This is a genomic window from Paenibacillus pasadenensis (assembly GCF_023715725.1).
GTDB classification, from domain to species: Bacteria; Bacillota; Bacilli; order Paenibacillales; family Paenibacillaceae; genus Paenibacillus_O; species Paenibacillus_O pasadenensis_A.
The window spans coordinates 95,980-111,680 of the sequence record NZ_JAMBOT010000011.1; the positions used below are offsets into that span (position 1 = coordinate 95,980).

Below are 15,701 nucleotides of genomic sequence, written 5' to 3' on the forward strand. Positions count from 1 at the left end.
TCAGCCAGACTGATACAACCGGCGGATATCATCCGTCTATAGGATAGCTGCAGCAAGGAAGGAGGCTGAACTTTGGGGATTCCGGAACCAAAGCTCTATAAGCAGATTTTTTATGAATACTATCCCGGCGTGCTCCGAAAGCTGGCCTCGCTCGTTCGCGATGATGCGGCGGCGGAGGATTTGGCTCAGGAAACGTTTTTGAAGTTATACCGGCAGCCGCCGGACAATCTGGAGACTCCTGGCGCTTGGCTGCACCGGGTGGCGACGCGGCTTGCTTACGACTATATGGATAAAATGGCTCGTGACCGCAGGCTGGCGGAACGGCAGGGAAAACAAATGCCCGAAGGTGATGGCGCGGTTCCCTCGGGAGAGGAAGAGCTGATGCGGCAGCTGGACCAGGAGGAGGTCCGTGAATGGCTGGATGAACTGGATGAGCGGGACCGCAAAGCGCTGCTGCTTCGTTACTCCGGTTACAGCTATGCGGAGATTGCAGAGGAGCTGAGCGTCCGTCCGCCGTTAGTCGGCACGCTGTTATCGCGGGCAACAGAGCGGTTAAAGCGGCGGGCGGCCAGTGCCGGCAGCGAAACGCACGAGAAGCGCTCATGCGGGAGCGCCGGTGCTCTGAAAGGGTTCAACCGCGAGGCGGAATTTAAATCGCGCGCCGAGCTTCATTAAAGGAAAAGGAGGAGAACGCATGACAAGCAAAGGGCATGATGAATTTAATCATCCGACTCAAGGGCCTGCAGCAGCAAGCGCAGGGCGGGAAGCGGATTATACGACAGATACAGATCAAGCTTGGGAAAAGCTGATGCGGACGCTGCAGCAGGAAAATCCTTCTCCGGCCTGGTCGAAGCTGGAGCAGCAGCATGAAACGGAGCAGCAGCAGCAGGCAAAACAAAATCAAATCATTGAGGAAGAGGCGAATACAAAAATGAATGAAAATAAAAAAGAGACGGTACAGATGCATGGGGACAGCGTGGCGCCCGTCATGAAAAAACCAGCTCGCATGGGCCGGATTCGCCGCTGGGCGGTTGGAGCCGCAGCTGCGGTTGTTGTCCTGGGCGCAGTCGCTACGCCTGCGGGCAACAATGCGCTTGCTTCCCTGCTCGGCCAATTCCGCATGGAGAAAGTGACGGAAGTGAGAGAGTCGGATCTCGAGCAGCTCTTTAGCAGCGTTTTTGCCCAAGGGGTAACAGAGGAAGCGGTTAACCGCTATGGCGAGTTTAAGGTCGAGACTGGAACATTCAACGGAGAAATGAGCCGTGAGGACGCGGAGAAAAGATTGGGCTTTGCTGTACTTCCCGCATCCGTGGGCGCACCGAAGGATAAGCTGTATGTAAACAACGATATGAAGATTCAGCTGAAGCTGAATGTGGACGAAATCAATAAAACGATGAAGCAGCTCGGCGCCAAAAAGCTGTTCCCGCAAAGCATTGACGGAAAAACGGTGAAGCTGGAGGTAGGGCCTAGCGTCCATTATGCCATCGTTGACGGCGACAAATCGCTGCAGATTGATCAGGTGAGGGTGCCTTCCTTGACGATGGACTCCTCGGTCGGTCTTGAAGATGCGATTGATACCGTGCTGAGCTTCCCGATGCTTCCGGATCAGCTGAAGAGCGGACTGCAGAAAAATGCAATTTTGAACGGCCAGCTGCCGCTTATGGTTCCCTCTTCCAAAAACAGCAGCTCGGAGCAGCTGAATATCGGCGGCGTCAGCGTTCTTGTCATCAAGGACGAATTCAAAAAAGAGGCCACTTGGGTGAAAGACGGCGTCATGACGGTCGCTTCGGTTTATGCAAACGGCGGAGCGGTTGATAAAGAACTGGAAACCTTTTTCCAAAGCAAGCTGGAGGAGATGATCGGCGCGTGAATGCAATTGAAACTGTAGCGCTGACAAAGCGGTATCCGAACGGACGCGGCTGCAGCGACGTCTCGATCACCGTGAAGGAGGGGGAAGCCTTCGGCTTCCTCGGCCCAAACGGCGCAGGTAAAAGCACGTATGTCAAAATGCTCGTCGGCCTGATCTTCCCTACGGAAGGTCGGGCTTCGCTGTTTGGCGAACCTGCGGGAAGCGTCGCCGCCCGGCGCATGATCGGGTACTTGCCGGAGCTGTACCGTTATCAGGAATGGCTAAGCGGCGATGAGGTCGTCCGGCTGCATGCCAAGCTTGCCGGTCTGGGAGGCGAGGAAACAAAGCGGCGCGTGCCCGAGCTTCTGGATCAGGTCGGCATAGGCTTGCGCTCCAAGGATCGGGTCAAAAACTATTCCAAAGGGATGCAGCAGCGGCTGGGCTTGGCTTGTGCGCTCGTCGGCGATCCGCGCATTCTTTTTCTGGACGAGCCCTCATCTGCAATGGACCCAATCGGCCGCGCCGAGGTCAGGAAGCTGCTCTATGATTTGAAGGCGCAGGGAAAGACGATTTTTCTCAACTCTCACCTGATGGAGGATGTCGAGGCGATCTGCGACCGGGTGGCTCTGCTCAATAACGGAATTGTGCTTCAGCAGGGCCGGGTGGAGGACGTACTTCAGCAGCGTCTCGTTTGGACAATCCGGGTCGGCGGGTTTGAGCCGCAGCTGCTGGAATGGCTGAGAACGGAGAGCGGATTGGCGATAAAGCTTGCCGCGTCCCGCTTGGACGGTTCGGCTGTTCTTGAGGTTGAGCTGGAGTCGGAGGAGCAGGCGGGCTGGCTTAACCGTGTGTTTGTGGATCAAGGCATGACGCTGTACGAAAGCGCAAAAATGCGTACGAAGCTGGAGGAGTGGTTCGTGACGGAGCTGGCCGGCAAGAGCCACAGGGGGGAGAAGGCATGAGCATTATCTGGAGCTTGACCTGGAAGGAGCTAATGCGCAAGCGCGTCGTGCTGCTTACCGGCATTATGACAGCTGCTTTTCTGATCGCCCTATGGTTTATTGCGTCCGCGATTTCAAATGAAGTTTTTGGATTCGGGTTGGCGGAGGATGATCCCAAGTTTATTTTGGAAATGTTTGCAAGAGGCATGCTCATTCTGAGCCTCGCCTTCTTTTTCGGCGGATTTGTGATCGCGTTTCTATCGATTTTCAGTTCATCCTCGGCTATATCGGGAGAGGCGGAGCTTGGCGTTCTGCAGGCGCTTGCGCCTAAACCGTTAGCGCGCTGGCAGTGGTATGCAGGCAGATGGCTCGGGTTTGTCAGCTTTGGACTCGTTTATGCGCTTATTTTGTTTACGGCCATTATCGCGATTACCGGCTATCACGCCAGCGTGCCCCGCGATCCGGCCAACCTCATTTCCGCTTATCTGTTTTTTGGAATGATCGTTGTTGTGCTGGTTACGCTGTCGATGCTGGGCTCGACGTTTTTTTCGGGAATTGGCAACGGCGTGTTTGTGACGATGCTGTACGGGGGCGGATGGCTCGGCGGCATGATTGAAAAGGTGATTACGCAGGTATCCTCTTTAAGCACGAACGGCGGCGGCAAATTAGGGGAATCGCTGTCCAACATTGCGGGACTTTTATCGCTGGCGATGCCAGCGGACGGTCTGCACCGGATGATGCTGGGCCGGTTATTTAACGTCCCTGGCCTGTCCGAGCTGATCGGCATGAAAGCAAGCGGTCAGGAGTCGCTGTTTGGAATCGGCGCAGCGCCGACAATGGCCTTCCTGTGGTATGCCCTGCTGTATACGGCAGCTGCCTTTGCATTTGGCGCATGGCGGTTTCAGCGCAAGGACTTATAGGGTAAGCAGGTATAAACGCAATTTGTAAGGATAAAAATTTGCTGCAACTCATAGCAGCTTGTATGCGTCTATAGTGTAACTACAGGAAGGGAAGCGGATAGGAGGCAACGGGATGCGGAAAGGACCAAAGCTGCTGGGGCTGAGCCTGATCATGGCTGGCATGCTGCTTGGCGCGGTCGGATGGCATTTTAATCACGCCGACGATGCCGGCGTGGTTGAAGCTGCGGTGAATGTTCCCGCCTCCGAAACGAACAAAGGGCTGCAGCAATACGGCATTATGCTGGATCCGCCGGATTCGCATCCGTCACCGCCCCAACCCGGATTGAGCAAAATAACGGAAGACCGCGCCATACGCAACGCATCCTGGTCTTATCCGTCGCTTACCAAGGAGGCCTCCTCCGTAAGCTGCTCCTACAGCTTGATGTCAAGCGATACGATGCTCACCTTCTCGGCGGAAGCGCTGGCAGCCAATCCCGAGCTGCGCAAGTCAGGCAGGCTGAATCGCACTCCCGTGTTCATCGTGACATTTAAGAATGTGAATGTAAAAGGCGGCCTGTATGGCTCGGCTGCTCAAGCTGTACCCGGCAACGGCTCGCTGCGGGAAGCAAACGTCGTTGTAGACGCGCTGACCGGTGTCATGCTGTTAACGTATAGCTATCGATAATGATCAGGCCGTTCAATGGAATCGGCCTATTTTTTATATCGTGCATCCCTGCAATAGAAAGAAGCCTCCAAACCCTGCGCAGGGTCTGGAGGCTTCTTTCTATTGAAATCAGGGCAGGCGTAGTAGCCCGGTTATTTGCCGGCCGAGGCTTTGGCGCCGTCCAGCGGCGCAGGATCCTTGTCCGTGGAGGGCAGGGAACGCACATAGCTGTCCGACATGCGCAGCAGCTTCAGCGCGCGGTCGAACTGCTCCTGCGTTGCGCTGGCCGGGCCGCCGTCGGCGAGATCGTCAGCACTGTTGCCGAGACCTGCGTCGCCGCTTGCCCCAGAAGGCTCGCCTGGGCCGCCAGGCGCAGGAGTGGCGTTGCCCGAATTCTTAGAAGCGGCATCCCCGCTGCTGCCTTGCTCCGTTTGCTGCTCTTGGGCAGCTCCGGTGCCGCCTGCTGACCCGGCACCAGCTGCTGCTGCATTCGCAGTCGGAAGCTCAATTCGCCGGCCGTCGGCAAAACCTATGCCCGGAATGAAAATTTCCTTGTCGTTAATGAAGGAGCCCGACGGAAGATAGTATCTTTCCGGCAGCAGATTGCTGCGCTCGTTAAGCAAATCCTGACCGAAATGCAGCTGGCCATCGAGCTTTAAGCCCGTTAGGTTAGCTATAGTCGGCATAATGTCGCTTTGTCCGCCAACCGTCGTTTCCACCGAAGGCATTAAAGCGCCGGGAGCGGTCACGATCAGCGGAATGTTGAGCATTTGGGAGGAGTCGTAAGCACGGCCGGTTATTGTCTCCAGCAGCTTCAAATCCTCGTCGCTAAGCGAGTAGATCGGCAGTCCCATATGGTCGCCGTAGATAACGAGCATGCTGTTTTCCCACAGCCCGGCATCCTTCAGCTCCTGAATGAGCTGTCCGAGCGCGTAATCCGCATAGTTTTGCGCCCGCAGATAGTCTCCGACAAAGCTGTCCTCGTACGTCTCCGACAGCTTCAGCTTCACTTTACGCTCTGGAATATTGTAAGGATGATGCGCTGACATCGAGATCATCATGGCATAAAAAGGTTTGTTTTCCTCTTGCCGGACCTTTTTCAGCTCCGCTACGGTTTTGCGGTACAATACCTCGTCGGAGGCCCCAAAAGCAACGACGTCTTCTTCTCCATAAAACTCTGTGTCGTAATACCGGTTGAAGCCAAGCGCCCGGTACAGCTCGTTGCGGTTCCAAAAAGCCACATCGTTTGTGTGGAACGTCATCGCTTCATACCCTTTGGCCTTCAGCAGCTTCGGCAGGGAAGGAAGCGATTTGCCGGAATAGGCTTCCGTTGCAGGAACGCGCAGCGGCACATAAAGCGAAGTATTCGTTAAAAACTCGGCATCGGACGTGTTGCCGGAGCCCGCCTGCTGGTAGAAGCGGGGGAAGTACACGCTTTGTTTGATCAGCTCGTTGAGATGAGGCGTAATCTGCTGGCCTTCAACGGTTTTGTTCAGCACAAAGTTTTGGAACGCCTCCAGCTGAATGACAATGACGTTCCGACCTTCCGCAGCTCCAAAGTTTTTGGGCTGTCCGGCTTGCTGCTGCAAGCCCTTCAGACGGTTAATTTCCTGCTGGGTGACGGACGACAACGGCACGAAGCTTTCATTGCCGCGCGTGGCGATTAAAAAGAGCTCGTAATTGATGATGCCCATCCGTTCGGTTTGCACTAGCTCATTCGCAATGGCACGGCTCGGCCAAACAGCCGCAAAACAGGCGCCAGCCATGAGAATGGCTGCGGGAAGAGCGATACGCCAGGACATCAGCCTGCGGTTTGCAATCGGTCTCCAGCTGCGGCGCAGCCTTTTGTTGAAGCCGAGCAGCAGCCATACTAGCACGATATCGACAAAAATAAGCATGAAATAAGGATGCAGCAGCTGGAACACGCTGCCCTTTACCTCAGTCACTTGGCCGGCCTGGCTAAGCGCGTGGTAGGTTACGATGATGCCGAAATATTTGTAGTACATAATTACGGCGAAATAAATCGAGGTAAACGCGAGATTGACGATCAGGTAGGCCATCAGCTTGTGTTTGCGTGAAAATAGTTCAATTAGCAGAAAGGCGGCCCATACGGTCGGCAATTCCCTTACCAGCATTTGCGACGTATTGTCGCCTCCAAAGATGACAAAAGCGGCGAGATAGATTTTAAATAACATTGTTAAGGTGAAAAGAACAAAAGGGCTTAACCAAAATACTTGAGCCCTGCTCGGCTGCTGCTGCAGGTCATACACGGGTTCGGGTATCTCCTTCCGAGCCGCCGGTTGCCCGGGGCTGCCATGCCAATATTAGATCATTACTTAGTTATTGTAATGGGAGCGGTTGGCATTTACAAACTAAGAAGGCAAACGGAAGAAAACCCCTTTCTTCAGCCCGGAGCGGGAGGAGAAAGGGGTGTCAGAGCCTGGCTGGAGCTAACCGTTCAAACGCTCATATACGTTGAGAATAGCAACGGCAGCCATTTCGCGGCTGACGGTTGTTTTGGGATTGAAGCTGCCATTGGCATCGCCAACCATGAGACCGCTGTTGTGCACCGCGATGATGGAGGATACGGCATATGCGGATGCGGAACGCAGGTCTTTAATGGACGGCGCATCAGCGTCAGTTGTATCCAGCTTGAGGGCACGGGCGAAAATAACGGCCATGTCCTGGCGGCTCACCGGAGCGTTCGGCAGGAACTTGCCGCCGCCAACGCCGGAGATGATGCCGTGTGCGGAAGCGATGCGCACAGCGCTCTCGTACCAGCTGCCGGCTTTTACATCGGAGAAGGCGGACGGCGCAGTTGGAGCGCCGGCTTCATCGAGACCGAGCAGACGGACGGCCAGCGAAGCGAACTGAGCGCGGGTCAGCTCTTGTTTCGGCGAAAACGCCGGTTTGCCGCCGCCGGTTGTGCCGCTAATCAGTCCGGAAGCATAACCGTTTTTTACGGATGTCAGCGCCCATGGGGCGATTTTGCTCTCATCGGCAAACTTCACGGCCGTATTGCCTACGGTCAGTTTCACCGTATGTTTGAGCACGGAAGGCGCTTTGGATGCGCTGTAGCCTGTAACGGACAAATCGTAGCTTCCCGCAGGAAGCGGCTGGAAGCTGGCTACGCCGTATGCGTCGGTCGTAACCGTGACGCCGCCGGCTTTAACGGTGACGCCTGCCGCTGGAGTAACGGTGAAGGCGTTAGCCGTATAGTCCCACTCCTGCTGCTTGACCTCGACAGCGAACGCCTGGTTGTCGCGCGGCTGGCGCGGGCTAACGTCTACGGAGCCAATCAGCTTTGTGCCGTTGCCATAAAATACAGCGAGACGGTCGCCGGCTTCAAGCTTGAACTCGCCCATTCCGACCGATGGATTAATCCATTTGCCTTTGCGCTCAACCGCATACATCCAGCCGTCGTAACCGCCGTATTTGCCGCCGGTAATTCCGTTAATGGAATTGATGTATTTGCCGAATGACATTTCCTTCACATCGACGTTCAGCTTGAGCGCGGAGGCAGCTTGAGTCAGGGCGTCCATGGCATAAACGGCACGGGTGACGCCTGCTCCAAGCGTCGACTCGGGGCCTTCTACCGTAACTGTTACTGCCGGGGCTGGCTTCGTGTACAGGCTGCCGGAGCCTGTTTTGAACTTCTCATAGGCGGCAAGCGCCTGCACGGATTGGTAAGCGCCGTAAGGATTCGGGGCAAGCGGAAGCGCGTGAGCGAAGCTGCCGTCCGCATTGCGGAAAGCAAGCAGGCTGTCGATCAGGTTTTTGCCGTTCCGGGTAAACTCGGCTCCGGCAGGATCGTAACCAGCGGATGCAAGGCCGATGATGACCTGCGCAACGCTTTCGCTGCTGGATTCGCCGTAGCTGGTGAAGCCGCCGTCTTTATTTTGCTGGGACTTGATCCAGGCGACGGCGCGCTCTCCGGCCTGTTTCACCTCGGCTTGTCCAATATAAGGAGCCAACGCCGTCAGTGCGGAGCCCGTCAAATCCGGGTTGCCGTTTTTGTCACCAGGGAAGGCAAAGCTGCCGTCAGCCGACTGGTTTTTGAGCAGCTCAGCGACGAGCTTCTCCCGGGACCACTTGGCATTGGCAGAAATCTCATAGTTCCCGTAATCGAGAGCCAGCAGCGCATAGATGGGGCCGTTGACGCCTTGATTAAGCATCCGGTCGCTATTGTAAATGCGCTCAATCAGGTTAAGACCGGCATAAGAGGAGGCATCCTCGCCGGCAGCGGTAACGGCCATTGCTACGCGTTCAAAGTCCGTGACGTTGCGGAACGCCGGAGCTTCCTTCTCAATGACGGTACGCAGCTTAGACAAATAAGAGGCGGGCAGCTCGTGCCCGGCTTGGGAAGCGGCAATGGCGTCCCAGTCGGATTTGATTCCGGCTTTCAGCAGCGCTTGTCCGGCTCCGTTAAGGATGGAGGCGGTATCCGGCGCGGCTGCGGCTGGAGCAGCCGGTACGGCGGCAGGCAGGATCAGGGCGAATGCTAACAGCAGCGCCAGCATCGTCCGGTTAAAAAAAACTTTCAACACAAACAACCTTCTTTCTTTAGCGGAATTTGAGTGCGGGAGGGGGAGGGAGACTGCTTGGCAGAACCTTCCCGGTCATAAAAAAACCACCCGAAAAGGGCGGTATGAATGCAATGTCGCGGTCCCCGGCGATGCTCTGCACCAGCATTCTGCAGCCGCCGCCGACGAGTCAGACGGCATTCGGCTTGCAGGACGTCCGCCAAGCGGGCGAGTATCGCTCGGCATGACGGTCACTCCAGTCCGGCAGCATGCTGACCTGCGGTATTAACGCGGTGAGCTGCAAAGACGGAGCGGCCTGGAAAACAGCGGCTGTTGGCGCAATAAGTCTTGGATAGACGGACCGTTTCCAAACCTGGGACAGCATCAGTATTCCGCCGCATCCAGCGGCGCCGGGGCGTTTGCGCAATGACTCTACCCCCCGAGAGGCATTGCGCGAGGGCATTCAGGCAGGTCTCCTGGCTGGAGCGTCATCGTTCGTCTGCGCCTTCCCGTCCTTGAAGGACAGTGGCTGCTGCAGGAAACTACGCTTGTACAGTGGCGGGACCGCGCCGGACTTGAACCGGACTTCCCTATTAAGCCCAAGAGCCGCATAGCTCAGGGCACCTGAATAACCGTGATTATAGAATAATCTCATTTATCATAAGGTGAGGCCGGATGTTTGTCTATAGAAGAAGGAACATAACAATCTATTCCGACTGGAAATGTCGAGACGGATCGGTGCAGCAGTCAGGAATGGCGCAAGTAACGGTGAATCCAAGACTCGCATTGCTCCAGATCCATTTTCCAGCCGACGCATAAAATAGCCGCCTCCACAAGATCGTCCTCAGGGACGTCCAGCTCCTGGCCGTTGAGCAGCAGAAACGTCATCATCGCGTGAACCGCAAGCGCGGCGTTCCCGTCTCGAAAAGCCATCGCCCGCGCCAAGTCATGCCAGTAATGGGCAGCCTGGCGCACGAGCGATGAGGCGTCGCAGCCCCCGGCAAAACCGTCCAGCAGCGGCTTGTCGACGAGCTGCAGCAGAAAACCGGGATTGCGGAAGCCGGGACTAACGTTAAAGCCCTCCTGATGCATCATATGAATTTCCAGCAGCTGCGGGACGGTGAGCTGCTCCGTCATGATCGCTCCGACAGCTTGCGGAAAGCGTTGCGGTGAAGCAGGAGCAGCTGCCGCGCCAGCCGCAGCGCCTGATCCTCCTTGGTATCAAGCGCCGGAGATACGCCGGGAGCAGGAGGTTGTTTAGGGTCCGCCATGATCGATCAGCCTTTCTATGAGAGGATAAGCACACTTGTTCGCTATCCAATTTTACCATCCTGATCCATGCGTATCAATAGTTAAATTGAACTTTAAGGTTAAATTTTATCAGGAGCTTTCAGACCGAGCAGCGCAAGCCCGTGGCGCAGCGTATCGGCAACGGCTTCGCTAAGGCGCAGCTTGGAGGCGGCAGCGCAAATCGCAGACGAAGCGGCTTCACCCGGCGCGGTCCCGGCTGCGGACTGCTCCTGCGGCGGGGCCAGGTCCAGAATTTTGCCGCTATTATAGAAGCGATTGTACGTTTTGGCCAAATCCAGCAAATAGCGGGCTACAAAGGAAGGCTCATGCTCGCGAAGCGCGCCGCGGATCGCCTCGCTGTACTGGCTCAGCTTGAACAGGCAGGCGCGTGCGGCAGGCGTATCGAGAGGGTGCGGATTTGGAGCGCCTGATGCGTGCTGAGGATGAAGCGCGGCAGCTGTATCCGCAGCCTCTAAAGCATTAGCCGGTTCGTCGCTTTTCAGGTCCGCCGGACTGCCGTTTGTCAGGATGCCGAGAATTTCCGCTTTACGCAGCAGGCTGCGCGCCCGGGCATGCGTGTACTGCAGGTAAGGGCCGGTTTCGCCCTCCATGCTGACCATTTCCTCCAGCTTGAAGTCGGCCTCCAGCATGCGGCGATTGCGCAGATCTCCGAAAATAACAGCTCCTGTGCCGACAGCCTCTGCAATATCCTCTTTGTCCGGCAAGTCCGGCGTTTTGGCCTCGATAACGGCCGATGCGCGCTGTACCGCTTCCTCAAGCACCTCATTCAAAAACACGACTTTTCCGCGGCGGGTGGACATTTTGCGCCCTTCCATTTTCATCAGGCCAAACGGAACATGAACGAGCTCGATGTCTGCCCAGGTCGGGTCCAGCTTCTCCAGCACGGCGAACACTTGGCGAAAATGCAAGCTTTGCTCCGCGCCGACGACGTACAGCAGCTTGTCGCCGTTCATCTGCTCGCGGCGGTACAGCGCCGTTGTCAGATCGCGCGAGCCGTAAATGGAGGAGCCGTCCGATTTCAGCATTAGGCATGGGGGCATGCCTTCTGCATCCAGCCGCACAACAACTGCGCCTTCGCTTTCCTCCAGCAATCCCGCCGCTTGCAGTCTCTCAACCGCAGCTTTTATTTGATCGTTGTAAAAGCTTTCCCCGAGCAAGCGGTCGAAGCTTACCCCCAGCCTAGCGTAGATACGCTGAAACTCCTTGAGGCTTTCGCGGACAAAATAAGTCCATAAGTCGTGTGCCTCCTCATCGCCTTGCTCCAGCTTGGCAAACCAATCGCGGCCGTCGTCAATAAGCCCGGGAGCGTCTTCGGCTTCGTCATGGAAACGCACGTACAGCCTCAGGCTCTCACCGATCGGATCGTTTTCCAGCGCAGCGCGGTTGCCCCAGCGCTTATAGGCGGAAATCAGCTTTCCGAACTGTGTGCCCCAGTCGCCGAGATGATTGACGGTTACAACCTCCCAGCCAGCTGTGCGGTGCAGATTGGCAAGCGCATGACCGATGACGGTGGAGCGCAGATGGCCGACTCCGAACGGCTTGGCGATGTTGGGCGAGGAGTAGTCGATGATGACACGTCTGCCCGTGCCGTCCGTCAGACGTCCAAGCTGCGGAGACTCCGCCTCCGCCAGCACGGCGTCGATCCATTCCGAACCGACGGCGCTCAGGTTAAGGAAACCTCCAGCTGCTTCGGCGCGCCAGCGAATGGGAGAAGGTGCAGGCTGACCGGCTGCATTCACCTGAGCCGCAAGCTCCGCAGCGATGGCGTTTGGAGCCCGGCGCAGCTGTTTGGCCAGCGGAAAGCAGGGGAGAGACAGATCGCCGAGTGATTCATCCGGCGGGTATTCAAAGCGGGAGGCAAGCTCTGCCTCGTTAATGCCGGTCCATGGCGAGAGAAGCGCGGCTGCGGATTGTTGGAGCAGTGTCGTCATCGGTTCGTTCAGCTCCTGTCGGTAGATTGGGCATGGGGATGGGACGGGCAAGCTGGCATAGGGGCGACTGCGGCGAACGCAAAAAAGCCCCGTCTCAAAAAGAGACGGAGGCTTTGTCCGTGGTGCCACTCTTGTCGGCAGCCTTTAACGGGAGCATGTTTTCGGAGCGAAAACGATGCATCGGCAAAAGCGGCCACTTGGCAGGGTATCGGCCAGTCCGGGCGAGCCTACGCATCCGCCTGGGGCGGACTTCGGTCGCCTGCTCACGGGACCGTTTCCGCCAGCCCGCCGCCGCCGGTTCCCACCAATCCCGGCTCTCTGTGTGCGGCTGCGGCCGGGTACTTGCCCGTTCATCGCATGCGTTGGATGTAATTTCCAACAAGTATAGCGGATGACTGGAAGTAGAGCAAGGGGGAAGCGGCATGTTTACACGCTGCTGCCGGCATTCTGTTTTTTTCGCCGAACGCTGAAAAATCTCATTGCTGCTGGAATGCCCTTAATTTCAAGCGCGCCACAGTAAGCGAGCTGCCGCAAGCGATCTACAAAGAAATATTCGCTAATATCCTGGTCGCAGTATCCGAGAGCTCCTCCAATTAGGCGGGCTGATTTGACAAATTCGCCATTACCATGGGGAGGTCTGATCTCATCCAGTCTCTCCAGCAGGTAGGAATCAAAGTAATCCGGGGACACCTCGACGACAGCTCCGTTCTGCCAAATTCTAAGCTCCTTTGAGTGCTTAGAGATGTCCTGCCAATCCGTCCTCAGTTTTTCCCGAATCGGGCTGTCCAGCCAAGGGCCTTCTGAATCCGCACCTTTGCGTTCGACCGCCGCGAGTAGCCCTAACAGAGCTTCCCGAAGCTTATCGGTCGGGATTTCGCCCGAACGTTTATAATTAATATAGGTTTCCGTTCGGTTATACTTCCCTTCGCAATAATCACAAGCGTCATAAACGGCAATCGGGTTTAACTTGTCTTGCAGCAGATGAAGGACGTGCCTCATTCCAATTTGTTCAACGACGCTTCTGCTCGTCCAGACGATAATTCCCGCCTGCGCCGGGATCCGGTCCAGCGTGTCCAGAAGCTCCGCATATCCCGCCTCGAAGTCACAGTCGTTATGCATTTCATAACAAATATGATCTCGGAACCAGGTTGTTCGCAACTCTATTCCCTCGGGAGTGTCCCATCCTTCCAGCGGCCCGATTGCATAATGTTCGGGCAGCGTGACCACGACATGCGGGCCGAGCAAGTTCAACTGCCTGAGAGCATGTCTTAAGCTGCCTCCAAAAGATTCTCCGCAAACGATGTGGACAAGTTCGCTGTCCGGGCCGGGGAGGGGGAGGGCAGTCCGTTCTTCCGCTTCAAGAAATGAGTCGTACAGTAGAATCAGTTTATCGACAGCTTCCTCAACAGGCTTATCCGTTGCCTTCAACTCTCGTATATTCAATAGCGCAAGCCGCAGCAACGCGCGGGCCTCTCCATCCTCCAGCAAGCCTGCTGCCTGCAAGATTTTTTGCATTCAGAATCCAATCCTCCTCTTATATGGAATAGTATGGAATTATTTTAACATGAAAAGGACGAATGACTAGGCGGTGGAAGGGCAAATACGAAAAAAGGCCGGGCCGACATCCAAAGATGCCGCCCGGCCTTTCCGTAATTAATTCTTTCCCGTCAGCATCCGCCGCTTGCCGCCATCGGGATCAAGCTCAGCGCGGCTGTCGGCGTTCAGCACCATGACCGTCCGCTGTCCGGCTTCATAAGCGGGCCAGTCCAGCTCCGCCGTCGCGGGGCTTCCGTTCCTGGCAAAAGCGATCCATGCATCCTGTACAGACGCGGACAACCTTTCCATGTTTGCGTCAATGTCGATGCCAACCGAGCGGAGCAGCTCCAGATGGCCGAACACAAACGGAATTTCCGCCGCATGGAATGCGGTGGCAAACACAGAATGCCCAGGAGAGCGAAAATCATAGCGGTACCGCCAGACACTGGCATATTCCAGCTGGGCATCGGCGAACAGCAGCGCGGAACGGAGGAAAAACAGATCAGTCATCACCTGCTGCTGGCCTTCAACCGTCCGTTCGTAATGGTTAATCCACTCCGCCGCTTCCGGCGTCCCGGTGACGGCGCTGTAGGCGCGGGCGTTATCCTCGTCGCTGAGCAGCCGCATGCCGGGCCGGATGAACAGAGAGCCTTCATCGAGGTTAGTGCCGATTAACAGCTCGATCCCGGCCGCCGATCCGGCAGCGACCGCCTGCAACGGATCCGCCGGCAGCGAGACGCCGTCAACAACGGGCTGGAACAGCATAATTGCCGTTTCGCCGGCAGCCTGCTTGAACCGGTCGGAAGCCTGCTGCAGCTGAGCGGCGTCCAGTCCGGAGAGCGCTTCGGGAGAATCTGCGCCAAGCATATCCAGATATGCTTTCGTCAGTACCCGTCCTTGCGCGTCGGGCAGCGCCTGGGAAGCGCCGCTCTGCAAAATGGCTTGCCGGAACAGGCCTTTGGCTGCGGGCATCGCCATGAGGGCGGCGATGCTCATCGCCCCGGCTGATTCACCGAACACGGTAACGCGTTCCGGGTCTCCACCGAATGAGGCAATATTGTCGCGCACCCATTCCAGCGCTGCCGCTTGATCCAGCAGCCCGGCGTTGCTGACATAACCGTCCGGATCGGCCGCACTGGAAAATGGAGCAAGATGCAGGAAACCGAGCGCTCCCAAGCGATAGTTTACGGTCACGACAATCAGTCCGCCGCGCCGGGCGAGATTGGCTCCGTCATAGATCGGAAGGCCGCCTCCGCCTGTGACAAAGGTGCCGCCGTGAATCCAAACCATAACTGGCAGCGGCCCGTCCACCGGTTCGGCTGGCGCCCATACATTCAGGTATAAACAATCCTCCGACTGCGGGATTCCGGTGCGGATGAGACGGAACGATCCTCCCGAAGGATCAACCGGCTGCGGCGCGAGCGGGCCTGGCAGGGATGCTTGCCGGACACCTTCCCATGCTGCGGGAGGCAGCGGTTTTTTGAAACGGCGGCTGCCGACAGGGGGCTGAGCGAACGGGATGCCTTTCCAGGAACGGACGCCGTTCTGGCGTATTCCTTGTAGCAGTCCGCTGCGGATGCGGAGAAGAAGAGAGTCCATGTACGATCATCCTTTCGGAGCCCAATTAGTTTACAGAATTTCGGCTGAGAAAGCCCTTTCCTTTAGGATTGGGATGAATCAGCCAAACTTGGTTAACTTTGAAAACATTCGTTGCACTTTATACAACAAACTGATACATTATGCTCATGAGCCAAGAATACAGAACGACCAAAAAAACGGTTTCACTACTCAATTATCACTTTGTATTTTGCCCAAGATACAGACGAAAGGTACTGATGAATGAGGTTGAAACACAACTTAAACAACTTGTGCAGGAAATCTGTTTCGAACATGATTGGAACATTGTTGCAATGGAAGTCTTGCCAGATCATGTACATCTCTTTCTCAACGTCTTGCCAACCGATTCTCCAACAGAAATCATGGCAAAAGTAAAAGGAATCACTTCTCGTCGGTTGCGTCAACATTTTGAACACTTGAATCACATGCC

The 15,701-nt window shown here is 56.3% G+C and carries 14 protein-coding genes and 1 riboswitch; of the genes, 6 read left to right on the forward strand and 8 right to left on the reverse strand.

Annotation, left to right across the window (positions count from 1 at the left end):
• Positions 1-72 precede the first annotated feature (72 nt).
• The 5 genes from M3223_RS19930 (at position 73) to M3223_RS19950 (ending at position 4,374) form a co-directional block, all read left to right on the forward strand.
• Complete coding sequence (locus tag M3223_RS19930) at positions 73-675, forward strand: sigma-70 family RNA polymerase sigma factor (RefSeq protein WP_251564878.1); 603 nt, start codon at positions 73-75, stop codon at positions 673-675.
• A gap of 19 nt (positions 676-694) precedes the next feature.
• Complete coding sequence (locus tag M3223_RS19935; protein WP_251564880.1) at positions 695-1,870, forward strand: hypothetical protein; 1,176 nt, start codon at positions 695-697, stop codon at positions 1,868-1,870.
• Complete coding sequence (locus tag M3223_RS19940; protein WP_251564882.1) at positions 1,867-2,811, forward strand: ABC transporter ATP-binding protein; 945 nt, start codon at positions 1,867-1,869, stop codon at positions 2,809-2,811. The genes M3223_RS19935 and M3223_RS19940 overlap by 4 nt, the downstream gene beginning before the upstream one ends.
• On the forward strand, positions 2,808-3,710 hold the full coding sequence (locus tag M3223_RS19945; RefSeq protein WP_251564884.1) for an ABC transporter permease subunit: 903 nt from the start codon (positions 2,808-2,810) through the stop codon (positions 3,708-3,710). The genes M3223_RS19940 and M3223_RS19945 overlap by 4 nt, the downstream gene beginning before the upstream one ends.
• Before the next feature lie 112 nt (positions 3,711-3,822).
• Complete coding sequence (locus M3223_RS19950) at positions 3,823-4,374, forward strand: hypothetical protein (protein WP_251564886.1); 552 nt, start codon at positions 3,823-3,825, stop codon at positions 4,372-4,374.
• A 131-nt stretch (positions 4,375-4,505) separates the two neighbouring features.
• Here the strand turns inward: M3223_RS19950 and M3223_RS19955 are convergent, their stop codons facing one another.
• The 8 genes from M3223_RS19955 to M3223_RS19990 all read right to left on the reverse strand — a co-directional run bounded on the left by M3223_RS19955 (position 4,506) and on the right by M3223_RS19990 (position 15,253).
• Positions 4,506-6,623, reverse strand: a complete 2,118-nt coding sequence (locus tag M3223_RS19955; protein ID WP_251564888.1) for an LTA synthase family protein — start codon at positions 6,621-6,623, stop codon at positions 4,506-4,508.
• 180 nt (positions 6,624-6,803) lie between these two features.
• Complete coding sequence (locus M3223_RS19960; RefSeq protein WP_251564890.1) at positions 6,804-8,900, reverse strand: S-layer homology domain-containing protein; 2,097 nt, start codon at positions 8,898-8,900, stop codon at positions 6,804-6,806.
• Positions 8,901-9,066: 166 nt separating this feature from the next.
• A complete protein-coding gene (locus M3223_RS19965; RefSeq protein WP_251564892.1) occupies positions 9,067-9,303 on the reverse strand; it encodes a hypothetical protein in 237 nt (78 codons plus the stop codon).
• 22 nt (positions 9,304-9,325) lie between these two features.
• A riboswitch (cobalamin riboswitch) is annotated at positions 9,326-9,519 on the reverse strand.
• Positions 9,520-9,623: 104 nt separating this feature from the next.
• Positions 9,624-10,013: a hypothetical protein gene (locus M3223_RS19970; RefSeq protein WP_251564894.1), complete on the reverse strand. Its 390-nt coding sequence runs from the start codon at positions 10,011-10,013 to the stop codon at positions 9,624-9,626.
• Positions 10,010-10,147 (reverse strand): hypothetical protein, encoded by a 138-nt coding sequence (locus M3223_RS19975; protein ID WP_251564896.1) that lies wholly within the window; start codon positions 10,145-10,147, stop codon positions 10,010-10,012. Before M3223_RS19975 ends, M3223_RS19970 begins: the two co-directional genes overlap by 4 nt.
• Before the next feature lie 99 nt (positions 10,148-10,246).
• A complete protein-coding gene (argS, locus tag M3223_RS19980; protein WP_435368032.1) occupies positions 10,247-12,109 on the reverse strand; it encodes an arginine--tRNA ligase in 1,863 nt (620 codons plus the stop codon).
• A 435-nt stretch (positions 12,110-12,544) separates the two neighbouring features.
• On the reverse strand, positions 12,545-13,633 hold the full coding sequence (locus tag M3223_RS19985; RefSeq protein WP_251564900.1) for a DUF1835 domain-containing protein: 1,089 nt from the start codon (positions 13,631-13,633) through the stop codon (positions 12,545-12,547).
• Between the two features lie 138 nt (positions 13,634-13,771).
• The gene (locus M3223_RS19990) at positions 13,772-15,253 is read right to left on the reverse strand and encodes a carboxylesterase/lipase family protein (protein WP_251564902.1); all 1,482 of its coding nucleotides are present in this window, start codon (positions 15,251-15,253) and stop codon (positions 13,772-13,774) included.
• A 146-nt stretch (positions 15,254-15,399) separates the two neighbouring features.
• Here M3223_RS19990 and tnpA point away from each other — a divergent pair.
• Positions 15,400-15,701 (forward strand): IS200/IS605 family transposase (tnpA, locus tag M3223_RS19995; protein ID WP_251564904.1); only part of this gene is annotated, 302 nt, incomplete at its 3' end.